16 protein-coding genes and 2 tRNA genes are annotated in these 18,755 nt (G+C 70.8%); 8 read left to right on the plus strand and 10 right to left on the minus strand.

Going from position 1 to position 18,755, the window contains the following annotated elements:
* Positions 1-79: 79 nt before the first annotated feature.
* From ACWCQM_RS04170 to ACWCQM_RS04185, 4 genes are all read left to right on the plus strand, one after another.
* Positions 80-874, plus strand: coding sequence for an HAD-IIA family hydrolase (locus ACWCQM_RS04170; RefSeq protein ID WP_450913804.1), 795 nt, complete (start codon positions 80-82; stop codon positions 872-874).
* Between the two features lie 66 nt (positions 875-940).
* Positions 941-1,498: a hypothetical protein gene (locus ACWCQM_RS04175; RefSeq protein WP_450913805.1), complete on the plus strand. Its 558-nt coding sequence runs from the start codon at positions 941-943 to the stop codon at positions 1,496-1,498.
* Between the two features lies 1 nt (position 1,499).
* Positions 1,500-2,174 (plus strand): class F sortase, encoded by a 675-nt coding sequence (locus tag ACWCQM_RS04180; protein ID WP_267075525.1) that lies wholly within the window; start codon positions 1,500-1,502, stop codon positions 2,172-2,174.
* A 279-nt stretch (positions 2,175-2,453) separates the two neighbouring features.
* Positions 2,454-3,482, plus strand: coding sequence for a glycoside hydrolase family 6 protein (locus tag ACWCQM_RS04185; protein ID WP_450914086.1), 1,029 nt, complete (start codon positions 2,454-2,456; stop codon positions 3,480-3,482).
* 61 nt (positions 3,483-3,543) lie between these two features.
* On the opposite strand, the gene ACWCQM_RS04190 is transcribed toward ACWCQM_RS04185, so the two are convergent.
* The 3 genes from ACWCQM_RS04190 to ACWCQM_RS04200 form a co-directional block, all read right to left on the minus strand.
* Positions 3,544-5,478: a galactose oxidase-like domain-containing protein gene (locus ACWCQM_RS04190; RefSeq protein ID WP_450913806.1), complete on the minus strand. Its 1,935-nt coding sequence runs from the start codon at positions 5,476-5,478 to the stop codon at positions 3,544-3,546.
* Positions 5,475-7,409, minus strand: a complete 1,935-nt coding sequence (locus ACWCQM_RS04195) for a glycosyltransferase family 2 protein (RefSeq protein WP_450913807.1) — start codon at positions 7,407-7,409, stop codon at positions 5,475-5,477. Before ACWCQM_RS04195 ends, ACWCQM_RS04190 begins: the two co-directional genes overlap by 4 nt.
* 319 nt (positions 7,410-7,728) lie before the next feature.
* Positions 7,729-7,802, minus strand: a tRNA-Lys gene (locus ACWCQM_RS04200).
* A gap of 169 nt (positions 7,803-7,971) precedes the next feature.
* On the opposite strand from ACWCQM_RS04200, the gene ACWCQM_RS04205 reads away from it, so the two are divergent.
* From ACWCQM_RS04205 to ACWCQM_RS04215, 3 genes are all read left to right on the plus strand, one after another.
* Positions 7,972-9,252, plus strand: a complete 1,281-nt coding sequence (locus tag ACWCQM_RS04205) for a peptidoglycan-binding protein (RefSeq protein WP_450913808.1) — start codon at positions 7,972-7,974, stop codon at positions 9,250-9,252.
* 56 nt (positions 9,253-9,308) lie between these two features.
* Entirely contained in the window at positions 9,309-11,369 is a 2,061-nt protein-coding gene (locus tag ACWCQM_RS04210; RefSeq protein ID WP_450913809.1) for an SPFH domain-containing protein, read from the plus strand.
* A 160-nt stretch (positions 11,370-11,529) separates the two neighbouring features.
* On the plus strand, positions 11,530-12,120 hold the full coding sequence (locus tag ACWCQM_RS04215) for a lytic polysaccharide monooxygenase auxiliary activity family 9 protein (RefSeq protein WP_267075530.1): 591 nt from the start codon (positions 11,530-11,532) through the stop codon (positions 12,118-12,120).
* A gap of 73 nt (positions 12,121-12,193) precedes the next feature.
* On the opposite strand, the gene ACWCQM_RS04220 is transcribed toward ACWCQM_RS04215, so the two are convergent.
* The 7 genes from ACWCQM_RS04220 to ACWCQM_RS04250 all read right to left on the minus strand — a co-directional run bounded on the left by ACWCQM_RS04220 (position 12,194) and on the right by ACWCQM_RS04250 (position 17,733).
* Positions 12,194-12,267 (minus strand) — tRNA-Lys (locus ACWCQM_RS04220).
* A 231-nt stretch (positions 12,268-12,498) separates the two neighbouring features.
* A complete protein-coding gene (locus ACWCQM_RS04225; RefSeq protein WP_450913810.1) occupies positions 12,499-13,257 on the minus strand; it encodes an IclR family transcriptional regulator in 759 nt (252 codons plus the stop codon).
* A 178-nt stretch (positions 13,258-13,435) separates the two neighbouring features.
* A complete protein-coding gene (gene ehuA / locus ACWCQM_RS04230; protein WP_450913811.1) occupies positions 13,436-14,269 on the minus strand; it encodes an ectoine/hydroxyectoine ABC transporter ATP-binding protein EhuA in 834 nt (277 codons plus the stop codon).
* The gene (gene ehuD / locus ACWCQM_RS04235) at positions 14,259-14,903 is read right to left on the minus strand and encodes an ectoine/hydroxyectoine ABC transporter permease subunit EhuD (RefSeq protein WP_450913812.1); all 645 of its coding nucleotides are present in this window, start codon (positions 14,901-14,903) and stop codon (positions 14,259-14,261) included. Before ehuD ends, ehuA begins: the two co-directional genes overlap by 11 nt.
* The gene (gene ehuC / locus ACWCQM_RS04240) at positions 14,900-15,634 is read right to left on the minus strand and encodes an ectoine/hydroxyectoine ABC transporter permease subunit EhuC (RefSeq protein ID WP_450913813.1); all 735 of its coding nucleotides are present in this window, start codon (positions 15,632-15,634) and stop codon (positions 14,900-14,902) included. Before ehuC ends, ehuD begins: the two co-directional genes overlap by 4 nt.
* 19 nt (positions 15,635-15,653) lie before the next feature.
* Positions 15,654-16,556, minus strand: a complete 903-nt coding sequence (gene ehuB, locus ACWCQM_RS04245) for an ectoine/hydroxyectoine ABC transporter substrate-binding protein EhuB (protein ID WP_267075533.1) — start codon at positions 16,554-16,556, stop codon at positions 15,654-15,656.
* A 217-nt stretch (positions 16,557-16,773) separates the two neighbouring features.
* Complete coding sequence (locus ACWCQM_RS04250; protein WP_450913814.1) at positions 16,774-17,733, minus strand: D-2-hydroxyacid dehydrogenase; 960 nt, start codon at positions 17,731-17,733, stop codon at positions 16,774-16,776.
* A 183-nt stretch (positions 17,734-17,916) separates the two neighbouring features.
* On the opposite strand from ACWCQM_RS04250, the gene ACWCQM_RS04255 reads away from it, so the two are divergent.
* Positions 17,917-18,681, plus strand: coding sequence for a maleate cis-trans isomerase family protein (locus ACWCQM_RS04255; RefSeq protein ID WP_450913815.1), 765 nt, complete (start codon positions 17,917-17,919; stop codon positions 18,679-18,681).
* Positions 18,682-18,755 lie beyond the last annotated feature (74 nt).

Genomic DNA, 18,755 nt, shown 5'->3' on the forward strand with positions numbered 1-18,755 from the left:
GGACGTCGGCGCTGCACAGCGCGGTGCCGCCGGCGTCCAGCACCTCGCGTGCACAGTGCGTACGGCAGGAGTCCGTCACATGGCAGAGCGCAAGCCGATCGAATCCTGGCTGACCGACATGGACGGCGTCCTCATCCACGAGGGCACGCCGATCCCGGGAGCCGATGCCTTCATCAAGCGGCTGCGGGACTCCGGTCTGCCGTTCCTCGTCCTCACCAACAACTCCATCTACACCGCCCGTGACCTGCACGCGCGCCTCAAGCGCATGGGTCTGGACGTGCCCGTGGAGAACATCTGGACCTCGGCCCTGGCCACCGCCCAGTTCCTGGACGACCAGCGTCCGCGCGGCACGGCGTACGTCATCGGGGAGGCCGGACTCACCACCGCGCTGCACGACATCGGTTACGTCCTCACCGACCACGAGCCGGACTACGTGGTGCTCGGGGAGACCCGGACCTACAGCTTCGAGGCGCTCACCAAGGCGATCCGGCTGATCAACGGGGGCGCCCGCTTCATCTGCACCAACCCCGACGAGACCGGCCCGTCCGCCGAGGGCCCGCTGCCCGCGACCGGTTCCGTCGCCGCGCTGATCACCAAGGCCACCGGCAAGTCACCGTACTTCGCGGGCAAGCCCAACCCGCTGATGATGCGGACCGGGCTCAACGCCATCGGCGCCCACTCCGAGACCTCCGCCATGATCGGCGACCGGATGGACACCGACGTCCTGGCCGGCCTGGAGGCGGGCATGCAGACCTTCCTGGTGCTCACCGGGCTCACCACCACGGACGACATGGACCGCTACCCCTTCCGCCCCTCCACCGTCGTCGACTCGATCGCCGACCTCGTCGAGCTGGTCGACCTGCCCGAGGCGTAACCCGAGCGGGCTACAGCGGATGCGGGATGCCTCCCCGCGCGTGAACCTTCCTCTAGGAGGTTTACGATGCGTTCACTGCCCATCACATTCTGTGCCGCTGTGGCGGCCGCGGCGATATCCCTGCCCGCGTCCGCCGCCCTGGCCGAAGCGAAGAGCGACTCCAGGGAAGAGAAGAGCTCGGGGACGGTCTCGGTCAGCCCGTCCCGCGTCTCCCCCGGCGGGGAGGTGGAGCTGCGGGTCGACATCTGCGGCAAGAGCAGGTCGGCCCGGGGCAACTCCGAGGCGTTCGAGTCCGAGGCGCGCTTCGAGCCGGACGGCAAGGAACTCGTCGCCGACGCCCGGATCCGCTCGGACGCCGCGCCCGACGAGTACGAGGTCTGGGTGACCTGCAAGGACGGCCACGGGCGTGCCACCGGCACCGTCACCGTGGTCCACCACGGCAGGCCCTCGCCCGTCGCCCCCGTGCGGGCCGGTGGCGGCGGCACCGCGGTGCTCGCCGAGAAGGCCTCGGCCGACGAGGGCCCCGGAACCCCGCACGCGGTGATCGGGCTCGGCCTGGGTGCCGTCGCCGCCGCCGCCCTCGCGTTCCGCAGCGTGCGGCGCCGCCGCTCGGCGCTGGACTGACATGTCCGCCCCTGACCGTCCGGCAGGAACGGGACGGCTGCTCACCGGTGTCGCGTGGGCCGTCCTCCTGCTGGGACTGTGGCTGTGGGGCCGCGCGGCCACCGCCGGCAACTCGGCCCCCACGACCGGTGACGTCGCCGCGGTCGGGCGCCCCCTGGGCGTCCCGCTGCCGCCCGCCCACGACCCACTCGACGGGGCCGCGCCCCAGCGCGTGGAGATCCCGTCCATCGGGATCGACGCGGACATCGTGCGGCGCGGGCTGGACGGCGAAGGGGCGATCGAGCCCCCGCCGTTCGCGACACCCGGAGCCGTCGGCTGGTACGGCGCCGGCACCGAGCCCGGCACCGAGGGCGCCGCGCTCTTCGTCGGCCACGTCGACACCGAGACGAAGCCGGCCGTCTTCTACGGACTCAGCGCGGCCAGGCCGGGCGAGAAGGTCCGGGTGAGCCGCTCCGACGGGAAGATCGCCGAATTCACCATCGACGATGTCCAGGTCTTCACCCGTGCGCGCTTCGACGCGCAGAAGGCGTACGGACAGCGTGAGGACGGCCGGGCAGAGCTCCGGCTGATCACCTGCGGTGGTACGTACGACCAGAAGTCCCATGCGTACACGGCCAATGTCGTCGTCTCGGCGTACCTCACGGGTGAGTCGGACGGTGAGAAGAGCCGCGCCTGACGCGCCCCGCCGAGGATCTGCCCGGCCCGGCCGGCACCCGCTCCCCCTCGGAGTCGCCGGCCGGGCCGGTCCTCGACCGCGGCGCCCCGCCCGCGGGAGTGGACGGGACGCGGCACGGGAGGTCGGTTCGTGCCTGACTGACTGGCCACTGTAGGGCGCCCGCGGGCGGTGGCCGGAGAGTTTCCAGCAGGATGTCCGGATCCGTACGGAAGCGTCCGGGGCCCGATCCGCTGTGCCAGGATGGATTTCGACCGGTGGCGCATCGGCAAGGGGGAGTGGATGTACGGCAGTCGCACCGGACCGAGGGCGAGCGCGGTGGCCGGGATGGGGGTGTTTCTGCTGCTGTCCGGGTGTTCCCCGTCCGACGGCGGGGGAACGTCCGGCGACGGGGGCAAGGACGCGCCGGCGGCGGTCGGGCAACAGCCCGAGGGCGACGGTCCGTTCTGGGTCAATCCCGACGGGAACGCCGCGCGGCAGGTCGCCGCCTACGTGGAGGACGGCGAGAAGAAGAACGCCGAGCTGATCCGGAAGATTGCCGAGCAGCCGGTGGGGGAGTGGATCGCCCCGGAGAACGCCCGGGAGACGACGAAGGGCTTCACACAGGCGGCCGAACAGGCCGACCGGGAGGCGCTGCTCGTCCTCTACAACATTCCGCACCGGGACTGCGGCCAGTTCTCCAAGGGCGGTGCCGCCGACGGCGACGCGTACCGGACATGGCTGGAGGACGTCGCCCAGGGCATCGGCGACCGCCCGGCCACGGTGGTCCTGGAGCCCGACGCGCTGCTGCACCTCGTGGACGGGTGCACCCCGCAGGAGTCGCACGAGGAGCGGTACGACCTGCTGAAGTTCGCGGTCGAGCGCCTGAAGCGGCAGCCGGCGGCCACGGTCTACATCGACGCGGGCAACGCGGGATGGCAGACCCCCGACGCGCTGGACGAGCCCCTGCGGCGCGCGGGCATCGCGGCGGCGGACGGCTTCGCGGTGAACGTGTCCAACTTCGAGACCACCGAGGCCAGCAGGGACTTCGGCAAGCGGCTGTCGGCGAAGGTGGGCGGCAAGCCGTTCGTGATCGACACCAGCCGCAACGGCAACGGCCCGTACGAGGGCGGCGATCCGGCGGAGGCCTGGTGCAACCCCCCGGGCAGGGCGCTCGGCGAACCCCCGACGACGGAGACGGGCGACGAACTGGTCGACGCCTATCTGTGGGTCAAGCGCCCCGGTGAGTCGGACGGCGACTGCAAGGGCGGGCCGAAGGCGGGCGACTGGTGGCCCGAGTACGCACTGGGGCTGGCCCGCGCCACGAAGTAGGCGGGCCGGCCCCGGGTACGTTCGGGATGTCCAGGAGGGCGGGGATCACCGGGGGACAGCCTCAGGGGATCTCCACCCACATCCCCTCCGACGGTGTGCCGTCGGCGTCGGTGACGAAGAGCATGTACCAGCCCGAGGGCACCAGGGCCCGGTTCTTCGGGACCGTCACGGTGATGCCGTCGGCCGACTTCTCCAGGCCCAGCTCGATCGACCGCTGGTCCGTGTCCGTGACATGCGTGACCGCGCCGGGCCGCATCAGCTTCGCCGAGGTGATGGACGAGGCGTGCCGGGTGGTGAACAGCCCCGTGCCGCCCCGGGAGACGCGCTCGGGTCCGGCCGTCAGCTCCGGACGCCCCTCGCGGTAGAGATACGGCGGCGTGTAGATCTCGATGCGCTGCTCGAACGTGCCGGGCCGGGTGTTCGCCTCGTCCGCGTACAGCGGGTCGGAGCCGAAGATCAGGACCCGCCCGTCGGGCAGCAGCACCGACCCGGAGTGGTAGTTGCGGCCCACCGCCGGGTCGGCGACCCGGGTGTACGTGTCGGACGCCGCGTCGTACAGCCTGGCCTGGAGGAGGTCCGAACCGCCGCGCCCCCGGTAGTCGCTGGACCCGCCGGTGACCAGCACGGAGTCGTCGGGGAGGAGCGACGCGCTCGGGTAGCGGGCGCCCTCCTCCAGCGTGGCGCCGTCCGTGAAGCGCGGCTTCTCCTCGGTCAGGTCGACCAGCCGTGACTTCTCGCTGGACTTCTCGGACTCGCCGACGCCGCCCCCGCCGATCACCAGGTACCTCTCGTCCTGCGCGGGAGCCAGCCGCACGGTCGCCGAGGTCTCCAGCCGGTCCGGGTCGCCGATCCCGGGGACCTTGGTGAAGGTGTTGGACTCCAGGTCCCAGACGCCCGGGTCGCGGCCCACGTCGGCGGGGCCGTAACCGGCGTTGGAGCCCGAGTAGAAGAGCTTGCCGTCGTTCATCAGGAAGACGGCCGGATAGGTCGGGAACTTCCGGACGACGCCGGTGTAGTCCCACTCCTTCGTCTCCGGGTCGTAGATCTCGTCCTTGCCCGGGACGATCTGGCCTATCTCGTCCAGGCCGGAGAGCGCGAGGACCTTGCCGTCCTCCAGGGTGGTGAGCGTGGGATACCAGCGTGCCTCGTTCATCGGGTCGACGCTGATGTACTTCTCGGCGACCGGGTCGAACTCGTAGGCATCCTTGATGCCCTGGAAGTCCTTCTTGTCGAGGGCCAGCTTCTGCGCGATCCCGTACACGTTGCGGGCGTCGGAGCCGGTGAGACCCGAGATCCGGTAGTTGTCCTCGGTGCCCGTCTCGTACGCCGTGCCGGACTTCTTCGCCTCGACGTAGATCCGGCCCAGGCCGGGCTCGTTGCGCAGGAACGCCCCGGTCTCCTCGTCGAAGACCTTCGTGGCCTTCTCCACGAGCACCGGGTCCTTGGAGACGAACGTCTTGCCGTTGCCGCGGCCGGTGAAGCGGGTCCCGGCGGGCACGGTGACCGGCTTGTCCGGGTCCTCGTTGTGGACGATCATCAGGCCGCCGGCCTTGGTGACATCGCCCTCCAGCTTCTCGTAGCGCTTCGTGCCGCCGGCTATGAGCAGTTTCCCGCCGGGCAGTTGGGTGTGCCCGGCGCAGAACATGTCCTTCGGGGTGGGGATGTTCTTGAAGGTGTTCTCCTCCGGGTCCCACAGCACCGAACGGAAGCTCTTCGCGTCGAAGTTCTTCTGGTCGTTGCCCGACCCGGCGACGAGCAGCACCTTGCCGGTGTGCAGCAGCGCCGCGTGGATCGTGTTGATCCGGAACTCGGACGGGACGTCCAGGAAGTCCCAGTGGCCGTTCTCCGCCTTGTAGCTCTGCTGGTTGATGGCGTACGCGTGATAGCGCTCGGTGCCGAAGCGGTACAGCCACGGCCCGTTCGTCCCGGCGAGCGCCAGGACCACCGCCGTACCGATCGCCAGGCGGCGGGTACGGCGGCTCGGACGGTACTTCATCGGTCACGTCTCCCCGGAGCGATGTGCGTGGTCTCGTCGTTCCCCGCCCGGGCCGGTTCCTCCGGCAGCGGTCCCGGGATCGGTGCGGGCCCGTCCGGCGTCGGTACGGGAGGCCGCGCGGCCGGTCCGGCGCGGTGCTCCCTCCGCTCGGCGCGGACCGTGTGCCGCCAGCCGGCGATCGGCGCCGCGGTGATCAGCAGCGCCAGCGAGGCCCAGGTGAGCATCGCCGGGTGGCTGTGCCCGAGGACGAGGGAGGCGGCGATCGAAGCGCCGAAGACCACGATGAAGAAGAGGTGGATACGGAAGGTGCCGAAGAGGGTGTCCGGGCTGGACGAGTCGCCCTTCGGTGTCACCACGAACGAGCTCTTGCGGCGCAGCACCGCGTCCATGAGGGAGCGGGCGTAGATCGGCGCGGAGAGCGCGGACATCACCATGCCGGCCAGGCCGCCGGAGCCCTCGGGCTCGTGCGGCGAGACGTTGTGGCGGCGGTTCCAGACGTAGAGGCCGATCTGGAGCGCCGACGCGTTGCCGTACAGCATCATCCAGATCACCGGGTCGATCTGGACACCGGACGCGCCCATGCCGAGGAAGAGGGCGCAGCTGAGGGCGGCCAGAATCCAGTTCAGGGCCGACATCGGATAGAAGATGATCATCATCGTGTAGTTGAAGAGCTTGCCCGCCGGGAGCGAGAACCAGCCCTTCCAGTACTGCGTGAGGATCGTCTCGTACGTCCCCCGGGACCAGCGCAGCTGCTGGGTGAAGAAGTCGGTCCACGCGCTCGGGCCCTCGCCGACGGCCAGGACGTCCGGGGTGTAGACCGAGCGCCACTTCCTGCCGGTGAGCGGATTGCGATGGCGGTGCATCTCGAACCCGGTGGCCATGTCCTCGGTGATCGAGTCGTACAGGCCGCCGATCTGCTTGAGGGCCGAGATCCGCACGGCGTTGCTCGTGCCGACGAACATCGGGGCGCCGTAGCGGTTGCCCGCGCGCTGGATCAGCGCGTGGAAGAGGAACTGCTGGGACTCGGCGGCCTTCGTGACGAAGGTGTCGTAGTTGCCGTAGACCTGCGGGCCGATGACGAAGCCGACGTCCGGGTCACGGAAGTAACCGAGCATCCGCTCCAGGTAGTTGGGCAGCGGCACATGGTCGGTGTCGACCGAGGCGAAGTAGTCGTACGCGTCGCCGTGCGCGTCCAGCCAGGCGTTGTAGTTGCCGTGCTTGGTCCTGGCGCGGTGCGGCCCCTTCGGCATGTTCCAGCGGGCCACGCCCTTGCGGGAGAAGTGGTGGACCCCGAGGCGGGAGCAGACCCCCTTCACTTCGGGGTCGTCGCCCTCGTCCAGCAGCCAGACGTGCATCACCCCCCGGTGCCGGATGCGCACGGCGGCCTCCAGCGTCCTCGTCACCATCTCCAGTGGCTCCTTGCCCGGGACGAAGGAGGTGAGGAAGGCGACGCGCGTGCCGCTCTCGGGTATGACGGGGACCGGATCGCGGGCCACCAGCGTCGCGTGCGCGTTCGACAGGACGTTCATCGTGCGGAAGAGCTCGATGAGGCCGATCGAGACCAGCATGACGATGTCGAGGATCAGCAGCGTGTCGTTGTCGAGATTCGGATCGCGCTCGGTCCAGTGCTCGGGCTGCATGAGCCACACGAAGAGGCCCAGCGAGACGAGTGGCGCCGCGCCGAGCAGCAGGGCGGCGCGGACCCGGTGCGTCTCCTGGGAGAGGAGCGAGCGATAGCGCACCGTGTACGGACGGCCGGGGTCGGGCTGGGTCAGTGGCCCGGCGAGCCGGCTGTGGTGCTCGTAGTCGTAGCGAGGCGGCGCCTTCGTCTGCCGCTTCGGTCTCCCGGCACGCGGCTGCGGAGGTATGCGCAGCTGGACCGTCCGGGAAGGGTCGTTGTGCTGCCGGTCGCCTGACGGCGTCGACGTCATGGTCATCCCCCCGCACGCAGCGACTCTGCGTGACTTTCACCTGTGCGTTCCCCGGCGGGGCCCCCACCCCGCGTGTGTTCCGGTCCCTCTTCCCCCCGCCCGGGAGGTCGGTCGGACCCCGGGCGACACCTGGTCAGGTTGTCCGATTCGCGGCATGAATGCAAGGGTGAAACATGCTGTTTACCAGCCATACGTGCGAATTGTGGGGTGGCCGTGAAGGAGGCGCACGGGGGTGACGGAAGGCGCCCCGGGGGCGCTCGCGCGCCCGGTGACATGCGAAAGGCCCCCTCACGTTGAGTGAAAGGGCCTTTCGTGTGCGTGCGCCGTCAGGGACTCGAACCCCGGACCCGCTGATTAAGAGTCAGCTGCTCTAACCAACTGAGCTAACGGCGCCTGCTGACCTGGAGAACTTTACCCGATGGCCGAGTGTGCTCCGGACCAATTCCTCTCCGGCACGGCCTGTCGGATGGTCGTTTTTTCCCTTTAGTCAGTAAACATGAGGTATGTCGGGAACGGTGATGCACGGACGATCTGGACGACTGCCGAGGGGAAGAGGAGTCGCATGACTGTGCCGGTCTTCGAGGAGTACGAGCCCGCTGCCGACTGCGGCTGTCCGGGCTGCGCCCAGCGAAGGCGCGGGGCCGCCGCGCTGCCGGTGCGCTACGGCGGCCATCCGGCCGCGCCCGGCACCCGGCGCGCGCTGGTGCTGGTCACCGCGGCCGGACTCGTCCTGTCCTGCGGCGCGGGACAGGCGGCGGCCGTCGCCGCGGGCGCCAAGGGTCGCGCGGACACCACGGCCGACCCCCAGCCGGCCACTCCGCAGGGCAGCGTGGGCCCCCTGAACAGCGGCGGAGCCTCGGGACCGCCGTCCGACGCGGGTTCGGCGCTGCGCACGACGACCCGGGCCGACATCATCAACCGCGCCAAGAAGTGGGTGACCGCGAAGGTCCCGTACGACATGACGGCGTACTGGTCGGACGGCTACCGGCAGGACTGTTCGGGCTTCGTGTCGATGGCCTGGAACCTCGCGGCCAACGAGTGGACCGGCAGCCTCGCCGGCTACGGGACGAAGATCGCCCGTGCCGACCTCCAGCCCGGCGACATCCTCCTCTTCCACAACCTGGCCGACCCCGCGGTGGGCTCGCACGTCACGGTCTTCGGCGGCTGGAGCGACCACACGCACACGCACTACCTCGCCTACGAGCAGACCCGCCCGCACGCGCGCAAGGCGACGACGCCGATGGCGTACTGGAGCAACTCCTCCAAGTACGTGGCCTATCGCTACAAGGGCGTCGTGAGCGGGGCGAGCGAGAGCGGCACGGGCACGGCGTTCCCCGGGGCCGGGAAGTTCGGCCCCGGCGCGAACAACGCGCATGTGACCAAGCTCGGGCAGATGCTCATCGCCCAGGGCGGCAAGCGCTTCTACAAGGACGGCGCGGGCCCGCGCTGGGGAGACGCGGACAAGCGGGCGACCCAGGCCTTCCAGCTGGCACAGGGGTGGAAGGGCAAGGAGGCGGACGGAATCCCCGGCCCCGGCACCTGGAGCCTGCTGGTCAAGGGCACCGGCCACAGGATTCCCGCCGCCGGGACAAGCAGCGGCACGGCCGTGCCCTACCCGGGGAAGCGCTGGTTCGCCCCCGGGCAGTCCAACAGCCACGTCAAGAAGCTCGGCACCCAGCTGGTGAAGAAGGGATACGGCAAGCACTACACGACGGGCCCCGGCCCGCGCTGGACGGAGGCCGACCGCCGCAACGTCGAGGCCTTCCAGAAGGCCCAGGGCTGGAGCGGGAGCGCGGCCGACGGATACCCGGGGCCGGAGACATGGCGACGGCTCTTCGCATGACGGCCGGAGCGACGGACGGACATGAGCGGCTACGGAACGGACTGACGGAGGCGGGAATGCGATCCACGGAGAACGTACGGGGCGAGTGGGACGAGCTGGGCGAGCGGGACACGCGGGTGGTCGGACCCGGTCCGGGGCTGGGGCCGGGCGCGGGAGCGGGTCCGGGTCCGGAGCTGGGTTCCGGGCTGGTTTCCGGGCCGGGTTCCGGGCCGGGGGACGCGCCGGGCGCGCGGCCCGTGGCGGAGTGGGCCGAGGGCGGGGCGCCGGACGCGGGGCGCGATCCGGACCTCGCGCCGGGGCCGGGCGCCGTGCCGGCGGGGGAGCGGTCCCCGGAACGTGGCCCGGACTTCGTGCCGGGCCCGGGTCTCGTGCCGGGCCCGGACCTCGTGTCGAACCCGGACTTCGTGCCTGCGCCGGGCCGGGAGCCCGGTGGGTCCGGGGCTCCGGGCGGCGAGGTGTCCCTCGCGGCCGAACCCCTCACGGCCGGGGTTCCCGCGGCGGAGGCCCTGGCGTTCGAGTCCTGTGAGGAGGAGGTCGCCGCAGCCGGGTCCCATGAGGCGGGGCCGGCCCGGTGGGAGCCGCTCCAGCCGGAGCCGGTGGAGCCCCTCGCGGCGCGTTCTCTCCTGGAGGAGCCCTTCCAGCCGGAGCCCCTCCCCGTGGAGCCCCTCGCGGCGGCATCCCTCCCCGTGGAGCCCCTCCCCATGGAGCCCCTCCCGGCGGAAACCCTCCCGGCGGAACCCCTCGCGGCCGATGCCGAGGACATTCCGGCGGACCTCGGCCCCGCCCTGGACGCCGTGGCCGAGGTGGGCCGCCCCGGCCCGCACATCGGTGTCTTCCCGCAGATGGAGCCGGAGCCGGAGCCGGTCCTGGACACGATGGTTCTCCCGGAGGGCCTGAGGGCCGGACCGGGCGCCCCGGCGGATCTCCGCAAGCCGTTCCCCGCCGACGAGCGCGCCAAGGTCAGCATCGGTGTGGGCGCCGCCGACCCCGTCGCCTGGTGGGGTGCCGGGCGCAGGCAGCCCGTCATCACGACCGAGACCACCGCGCCCATCCCCGTGCACCTGCTCTTCCGGGACGACGGGACCGGCGGCGCGCCCGCCGATCCCGCGGCGGGTGCGGCGGTTCTCACCCGGCGGCCGGGTGCGCGGCGTCCGCCCCTGCCGCGCTCCCCCCAGGCGCAGGCGCAGCCGTCCACACGGCCCGCGCCCCTCGCGGACCCCCGGATCGCCGAGCGGCCCGGACCGGTCCTGCCGGGATGGGCCGCGCTGCTCACCGCCGCCGCCGGGACCGCCGCCGGGCTCGCCGTGCTGGGGTGGCAGGGCGCGCTGCCCACCGCCGTGACAGGCAGGCTCGGGCTCGGGGAGCGCGCCTACGACGGTGTGGGGCTCGGCGTCTGGGCGGTGCTCGCGCTGCTGATGACCGTGGTGCTCCTCGCGCTCTGCGGCCTCGGCCGCGGCCGGGTCGGCCATGCCTCGGTGCTGACGCTCTTCGGCGACTACCGGGGCAGCGTCCGGCGCACCGGTCTGCTCTGGATCTCGCCGCTCCTGCTGCGCCGCCGCATCGACGTACGGCTGCGGCACTGGCGCAGTGACTCGCTGCCCGCGGTGGACGCGAACGGTACCGCGCTCAGGGCCGTCGTCCTCGTCGTGTGGCGGGTGAAGGACACCGCCCGGGCGGCCCTCGGGGTCGCGGACCACGAGCGGTATCTCAGCGACCAGGTCGAAGCGGCGCTGGCCCGGGTGCTCTCGCAGTTGCCCGCCGACGCCTTCCACGAGGACACCCGCACCCTGCGCGACGCGGAGGCGGTGGGCGACGCCCTGACCAGGATGCTGAAGGCGGACTGCGCGCCCGCGGGCATCGAGGTGTACTCCGCGCAGCCGACCGGGATCGAGTACGCCCCCGAGGTCGCGGCGGCGATGCAGCGGTGCCGGGTGGCGGCCCTCGACGCCAGGCACCGGGACGGGGTGCTGACCTCGGTGGTCGACGCCGTCGACGACACGGTGGGCCGGCTGACCGCACGGGGCATCGTCGAGCTCGACGCCTACGAACACAAGGCGCTGGTCAGGGACTTGACGGTGGCCTTCTATACCGGACGTAACGGTGGAGAAGGGGCCTGACCGCTCCCGGTGACAGGGGGGCGCGCGCTGAAACCGGACCCACATTGGTCTGGACATGTTCATGCCGCGTCAATAATCTGGGACTTGGTCTAGACCGCACGAAACATGCGCGCAGCAGAGCCCCAGAACCTTCCCCCACGTTCTCGAGGAGCGACACAGCATGCGGAAAAGGGCAAGCGCGGCCGTCATCGGCCTGGCGATAGCGGGCGTCTCGATGTTCGCGACCGGCAGTGCCAGCAGCCACGGCTACACCGATTCCCCCATCAGCCGGCAGAAACTCTGCGCCAACGGCACCGTCACCAACTGCGGCAACATCCAGTGGGAGCCGCAGAGCGTCGAAGGCCCCAAGGGCTTCCCGGCGGCGGGACCCGCGGACGGCAAGATCTGCGCCGGCGGGAACAGTCAGTTCGCCCAGCTCGACGACCCGCGCGGCGGCGCCTGGCCCGCCACCAAGGTCACCGCGGGGCAGGGCTACAGCTTCCGCTGGCAGTTCACCGCCCGGCACTCCACGTCCGACTTCCGGTACTACATCACCAAGAACGGCTGGGACTCCACCAAGCCGCTGACCAGGGCGGCCCTCGAATCACAGCCGTTCATGACGGTGCCGTACGGGAACCAGCAGCCCCCCGCCACGCTGACCCACCAGGGGACCATCCCCACCCAGAAGACCGGCAAGCACATCATCCTGGCCGTCTGGAACGTCGCCGACACGACCAACGCGTTCTACTCCTGCTCCGACGTGCAGTTCTGACGTCACCCGCAGCGGAACGCACACAGCACAGTGGGCGGTCTCCCCGTAAGGAGACCGCCCACTGTGGTGTCGGTGCGCCGTCAGGGACTCGAACCCCGGACCCGCTGATTAAGAGTCAGCTGCTCTAACCAACTGAGCTAACGGCGCCTGCTGACTCGAAAATAATACCTGGTCCTCAGGGGTGCTGATGACACGCGTCCGCACCCCCCGGACGTGGCGCTCCCCACACTCCCGCGCGGGCAGCCGGAAGGTGCGGGCCCGCCCCTGACCTGCGGGCCCGCACCACCTCGCTATATATACAGAGCAAGGAGCGCCGGAGGCCACCCGCCGGTCGCGGCACGCCGCGGACCCGGGCGGGGACCGGCCCGCCCGCAGGGCTCAGAGCGTCAGGGACAGCAGGACCGGGGCCGCGCGCCTGTTGAGCGTGTCCGCCGCGGCCCGCAGCCGGTGCGCGTGCTCGATCGGCAGGGACAGGGCCAGGCATCCCGCCGACGACCCGGCCGTCAGCGGAACCGCCGCGCACACCGTGCCCACGGCGTACTCCTGGAGATCGAGGACGGGCACCGTCGCGGGCTGGCTGTCCAGCTTCGAGAAGAGCACCTTCTCGCTCGTGATCGTCCGCGAGGTCAGCCGTGCGATCCGGTGCCGCGACAGGTGGTCGCGCCGGCCGTTCTGGTCGAGCTGGGTCAGCAGGCACTTGCCGATCGCGCTGGCGTGCGCGGCCGAGCGGAAGTCCACCCACTCGTTGACGGCGGGCGTGCGGGGGCCGTCGGCCACCTGTGTGACCCGGATCTCCCCGTCGACGTACCGGCTGACGTAGACCGCCGCGCCGACGGAGTCCCGCAGCTGCACCAGCGTCTGCTGGAGCTTCGCCTCCAGGGCGTGGCGCCGGGCCGCCCCGGAGCCGAGCTCCAGGAGGGAGGGGCCGATGACGTACGCGCCGTCGGTGACCTGCTCGACGTAGCCCTCGCGGCGCAGCGTCAGCAGGAGGGGGGCCAGATGCCCGCGCGGCAGTCCCGTCTCGCGGGATATCTGGGCGTCCGTCACCCCGTTGCCGTGCGTGGACACGGATTCGAGCACACGCAGGGCGTACTGCACCGAATGGAACGGCGCCTTCGGCTCGGGCTTCAACGCCACGGTTCTCCCCCTCCAGGGCCTCTACCAGGTTGTGACCGCAAGCTCACGGACAACGATAGTGGCCAAAAGGCGGATCCGGAGGGGGTGTTGACGACTTCCTGGTGCGCCCCGGCCCTCCCGGCCAGGGCGCATCCGTCCGGCATATGCCAAGGTCAAGGGCGTCGGGCCAAGGGCAAGGTCACAGCACCGCGCTCAGGAACTCGCGCGTACGTTCGTGCTCAGGATCGGAGAAGATCTTCTCGGGCGTACCGGACTCCACGACTCGTCCCGCGTCGAACATCAGTACTTTCTCGGACACGTCCCGGGCGAAGTTCATCTCATGGGTCACGCAGAGCATGGTGATGTCGGTGTTCCTCGCGATGTCGCTCAGCAGCTCCAGTACACCGGCCACCAGCTCCGGGTCGAGCGCCGACGTCACCTCGTCGAGCAGCAGGATCTCCGGCCGCATCGCCAGCGCGCGGGCGATGGCGACACGCTGCTGCTGACCGCCGGAGAGCTGGGAGGGGTGGGCGTCGACCTTCCCGGAGAGCCCGACCATGTCGAGCAGCTCCCTGGCCCTGGCCTCCGCCTCGTCCCGGTCCATGCCGAGCACATGGACGGGCGCCTCCGTGATGTTCTGGAGGACCTTCATGTTCGGGAAGAGATTGAACTGCTGGAAGACCATCCCGATCTTCCTCCGGGACTCGCGCAGCTCCTTGTCACCGGCGGGCTTCAGCGAGCCGGACGGCGTCCGTACGTGCGTGAGCGGTGAGCCGTCGACCCAGATCACGCCGTCGCTGACCTTCTCCAGCGTCATCAGCAGCCGCAGGATGGTGGTCTTTCCGGAGCCGCTGGGCCCGATCAGCGTGACGTGCTCGCCGCGCCGCACGGTGAAGTCCAGCTCGTCCAGGACCACATGGTCCCCGTAGCGCTTGACGACCTTGTCGAAGCGGACCAGCGGCTCGACACCTGTGGCCAGGGTCTCCGGGGCCGCGTCCGCGGGTTCCTTGAGGGGGGCGGATTCAGTGGCCAAGGCGCTTCTCCAGCTTTCTCATCAGCAGCGAGGTGGGGTAGCTCGCGACCAGGAAGACCAGGCCGGCGAGCGTGAATGCCTCGGTGTACGCGAAGTGGTCGGCCCCGTACTTCCGGGCCTCGAAGACCATTTCCTGCACCATGATCACAGCGAGGAACGGGGTCTCCTTGAACATCGAGATCGCGTAGTTGCCGAGGGCCGGCAGCACATTGCGCACCGCCTGCGGCAGGATCACGGCCTGCCAGGTCCGCCGGGGCGACAGCGAGAGCGCCCGGCAGGCCTCCCACTGGCCCTTGGGCACGCCGTCGATCCCGGCGCGGTAGACCTCCGAGGTGTACGTGGCGTAGTGGATGCCCAGCACCACGACGCCGATGGTCAGCGGCTCCACGGAGGTGAACAGCGCCGCCGCGCCGACCAGCTGGACCAGCAGCGGGGTGGCGCGGACGAACTCCATCACCGCCTTCACGGGCACCGTCACCCAGCGGGACGGTGCCCGCCCGGCCACGGCGATCGCCAGACCGAGCACCGCCGCGACGAGCGTGCCGAGCACGGTCGCGAGCAGTGTGACCCGGAAACCTTCGAGCAGCAGGGGGAGGACGTCCCCGGCGGCATCCCAGTCGAATCCCTGGTTCACCGGGCACCTCCGGCCGTCGTCGCGGGTTCGGCGCTGCGGGACTTCAGCAGGTTCCCCGCGCCCGTGTGCAGGCCGAGCCGCCGCTTGGCGGACCGCTCCAGCAGATTCATCAGCAGGGTCAGCGCGTAGGCGAGCACGAAGTACACGGCCAGCAGGGAGAGATACGCCACGAGCGTCTCACCTGTGCGGTCGCGGATCTGCTGGATCACGGTCATCAGGTCGGCCACCGAGATCAGCCACAGCAGCGGGGTGCACTTCAGCAGCTGGATCAGCAGGTTGGTGAAGGACGGGATCATCTGCACCCAGGCCTGGGGCAGGATCACCTTCCGCATCCGGTGCAGGGGCGTCATGTTCAGCGCCACGGCCGCCTCGTACTGCGCGCGGGGCACGGAGTTGATCGCGCCGCGCACGATCTCGGAGCCGTACGCCCCGTAGTTGAGGCCGAAGGCCACCACTCCGCAGAGCAGCGGCGACAGTTCGTACCCCGTCAGCTGCGGCATCGCGTAGTAGAGCCAGAACAGCTGGATGTAGAGCGAGGTGCCGCGGAAGAACTCCACGACGGTCCTGGAGACCCCGCGCACCAGCAGCAGCCTGCTGCCGGCGGCCAGGCCGAGGACGAACGAGAGCAGGAGCGCGAACAGCGCGCCGAGGACGGTGGCCTCGATCGTCACCCACAGGCCTGCTCTGACCTGGGGGAACTCATCGAGGAGGGTGGAGAAGAAGTCACTCATACGGTGTGGTCCGCTCTCGTCAGCCCTTGCACAGGTCGGCCGTCTTGAGCGTGGCCGGCGGAATCTCCGTGGCGCCGAAGCCGTACTCCTGGAGCAGGCCCACATAGCGCGACCTGTCGGAGACGATCTTCTTGAGCTCGCGGTTGAAGGAGTCCCGCAGGTCCTCGTTGCCCTGGCGGAAGACCGCGCCGCCCGGGGAGAACTGCTGCACGCCGTCCAGCTCAGGGACGAAGGCCTCGGTGACCTCGGTGTCCGGGTTGGTCTTGGCGAGCCAGCGCAGCGAGATGCCGGTGAGCAGGAAGGCGTCGATGCGGCCGCCCTTGACGGCGTCCGCCCCGTCCTGCGGCTTCTGGAGCGTCTTGATCTTCCCCTCGGGGATGCCCGCGCCCTTGGCGTACGAGCCCTCGACCGCACCCGACATCACGCCGACGGTGATCCCGGCGGCCTTGGCCGACGCCAGGTCGGTGAGCTTCTTCGGGTTGCCCTTCTTCACCATCAGCGCCGTCGGGGAGATGAACTCCGGCTCGGAGAAGATGGCGTTGCCGCAGCGCTCGGGGGTGATGGCCATGCCCGCGCTCACCACGTCGTACTTGCCCGCCTGGAGACCGGGGATCAGTCCGTCCCACTCCGAGAGGGTGGGCTTCAGCTCCTTCACGCCGAGCGCCTTGAATATCTCCCGGTGCAGGGTGGGGGCCTCGCCCTTGAGCTCCTTGCCCTCCATGTAGCCGTACGGCGCCTCGTTGGCGTACGCGACCCTGACGAAGCCCTGCTTGCGGAGCTTCTCCAGGGCGCCCTCACCGTCCGCCGCGCCGGCGTCGGTCTTGCTGCACGCGGAGAGCAGACCGGGGACGACCAGAAGACCTCCCACGGCTGCCGATCGATTGAGGAAGCCCCGACGGGACAGGTGAGGGAAGTCAGCCATGGTTCGCAATCTCCTGGAGAAATCGGGGTGTCGAACAGTCCGGACAGGGTGACCACCTGCCCGATCCAGGACTCTTATGCAGGTCGCACCGCCATGTAACCCAACAGTGGCCGGAGGGTGACCTTTCCGTGTCTCAACACGGGCGCAGGGCGACGGCGTGTGCGCGGGGCGTGTTCCCCGTGACGGGCGTGCCATGCACGGCCGTTGTGCCTGAACCTCAGAGAGCGATGTCCGGAGAAGGTACGTAACCCCGCTGCATGTCCACCACGTTGGGCAACGCCTCCCCGGCCGCCCAGCGTTCGTACATCGAGACGAACTGCTCGCCCAGCCGGTCCCGCCAGCCGGCCGTGTCCCCGCTCATGTGAGGGGAGATCAGCAGACCGGGCACCTCCCACAGAGGGCTGGCCGGGCTCAGTGGCTCCTCCTGGAACACGTCGAGCGCCGCGCCCGCGATCCACTGCCTGCGCAGCGCCTCGGCCAGGTCGTCCTCGACGGTCAGCTGCCCCCGGCCCACGTTGATGAAGTGGGCGGAGGGCTGGAGCAGTCCGAAGAAGCGCGCGTCGAACATCCCGCGCGTCGCGTCGGTCAGCGGGGCCGCGCCGATCACCCAGTCCGCACGGGAGGCCAGCCGGTCCAGGTCCTCGATGCCGTGGATGGTGCGCCGTGCCGCACGCCCCACGAGCGCCACCCGGACGCCGAGGCCGTGCAGCAGCCGCATGATCTCCCTGCCGACGGGGCCCGCGCCGACCACCACGGCGCGGCTGCCCGCGAGCCCCCGTGACTCCCGGTGGCGCCAGCGGTGCTGCCGCTGGAGGTCCAGGGTGCGGGGGAGGTCCTTGGCGAAGGCGAGCACCAGCCCGGCGACGTACTCGGCGATCGGCAGCTCGAAGACGCCCCGGGCGTTGGTCACGACGGTGGAGGACGCGGCCAGTTCCGGACAGAGCAGCCGGTCCACCCCCGCGCTCGCCGTGTGCACCCAGCGGGGCCTGGGCCCGTCACCCGGCCAGGCCTCGCGGACGGCGTCGGAGGTGAAGTCCCAGACGAGCAGCACATCCGCCTCGGGCAGCGCTCCGGCGAGCGTCCGCTCGTCGGCGTACCGCACCCGGGCCCGCCCGGTGAGCCGGCCGAGGCGCGGCCGGGGGTCGGTGTCCAGGACGAGGATCAGGGGAGTGGTCATCGGGGACACCACGCTCGCACCGGGGTGCGCGGGCGTCAACAGGGCCGTGATGCCGTGGAGGAAACCGCAGGTCGGAGCTGTTGCGGGAGACGGTATGCGGCCAAAAGGGGAATACTTGTCCCAGGCAGGGGCAGCGGTGACACGAGCGGCAGCAGGACATCCGGACGTACGGGAAGGATGGACATGACGACCGTAGGACTTCTCTACCCTGGCCAGGCCGCGGAGGACGACTTTCCGCGGATCGAGGTCATGCTCGACAGCGACATCCGAGTGCCGCTGTTCCACACCGAGGCCGACGAGGACTCCCGCACCGTCGAGGCACTCCGAGCGGCGGGCGCCCCCGAACGGCTGGCCGCCGGTGTCGAGGAACTGCGCATGGCCGGCGCCGAGTCGCTGGTCTGGGCCTCCACGGGCGGCAGCTTCGCCTTCGGCTGGGACGGCGGCCACGAGCAGATCGCGTCCCTGGCCAGGGCCGCCGGGCTCCCCGCCTCCAGCGCCTCCTTCGCCTTCGTGCACGCGGTACGCGAACTGGGCGCGTCCCGGGTCGCCGTCGCCGCGAGCTACCCCGAGGATCTCGCCGCGCTCTTCGCCGGATTCCTGGAGTCGGGCGGCATCGAGGTGACGGCCACCCGGGGCGGCGGGCTGATCAAGGCATCCGACGCGGCAGCCGCGGACCTGGAGCTCCTGAAGGAGCTGGCCGTGGCGGGCGACCACCCCGACGCAGAGGTGGTGGTGCTCCCCGACAACGCCCTGCACACCGCGGCGCACGTCCCCGAGCTGGAGGAGCTCGTCGGGAAGCCCGTGCTCACCGCGAACCAGGTGGCGGTCTGGGAGGGCCTCCGGCTGGCCGACCGCCGCATCTGGGCCCCCACCCTGGGCACCCTGTTCGCCACCCGCGAGCCCCCGCTGGGCGCCGCGGAGCCCCGGGGCATCGAGGTCAGGGAGTAACGGCTCCCGGGCTGTCCCGCAGGCGTACGGAGCGGACGGCCAGGCGTGCGGCCCCGGACGGCCGCCCGGGGAAT

This window comes from Streptomyces sp. NPDC002125 (assembly GCF_053593715.1).

Bases quoted from the DNA above. Each gene is read 5' to 3' on its own strand.
- ACWCQM_RS04190 (WP_450913806.1), bottom strand. From the start codon at position 5,478: ATGAAGTACCGTCCGAGCCGCCGTACCCGCCGCCTGGCGATCGGTACG.
- ACWCQM_RS04215 (WP_267075530.1), top strand. From the start codon at position 11,530: ATGCGGAAAAGGGCAAGCGCGGCCGTCATCGGCCTGGCGATAGCGGGC.
- ACWCQM_RS04195 (WP_450913807.1), bottom strand. From the start codon at position 7,409: ATGACGTCGACGCCGTCAGGCGACCGGCAGCACAACGACCCTTCCCGG.
- ACWCQM_RS04205 (WP_450913808.1), top strand. From the start codon at position 7,972: ATGACTGTGCCGGTCTTCGAGGAGTACGAGCCCGCTGCCGACTGCGGC.
- ACWCQM_RS04170 (WP_450913804.1), top strand. From the start codon at position 80: ATGGCAGAGCGCAAGCCGATCGAATCCTGGCTGACCGACATGGACGGC.
- ACWCQM_RS04185 (WP_450914086.1), top strand. From the start codon at position 2,454: ATGTACGGCAGTCGCACCGGACCGAGGGCGAGCGCGGTGGCCGGGATG.
- ACWCQM_RS04180 (WP_267075525.1), top strand. From the start codon at position 1,500: ATGTCCGCCCCTGACCGTCCGGCAGGAACGGGACGGCTGCTCACCGGT.
- ACWCQM_RS04250 (WP_450913814.1), bottom strand. From the start codon at position 17,733: ATGACCACTCCCCTGATCCTCGTCCTGGACACCGACCCCCGGCCGCGC.
- ehuC (WP_450913813.1), bottom strand. From the start codon at position 15,634: ATGAGTGACTTCTTCTCCACCCTCCTCGATGAGTTCCCCCAGGTCAGA.
- ehuB (WP_267075533.1), bottom strand. From the start codon at position 16,556: ATGGCTGACTTCCCTCACCTGTCCCGTCGGGGCTTCCTCAATCGATCG.
- ACWCQM_RS04175 (WP_450913805.1), top strand. From the start codon at position 941: ATGCGTTCACTGCCCATCACATTCTGTGCCGCTGTGGCGGCCGCGGCG.
- ACWCQM_RS04255 (WP_450913815.1), top strand. From the start codon at position 17,917: ATGACGACCGTAGGACTTCTCTACCCTGGCCAGGCCGCGGAGGACGAC.
- ACWCQM_RS04210 (WP_450913809.1), top strand. From the start codon at position 9,309: ATGCGATCCACGGAGAACGTACGGGGCGAGTGGGACGAGCTGGGCGAG.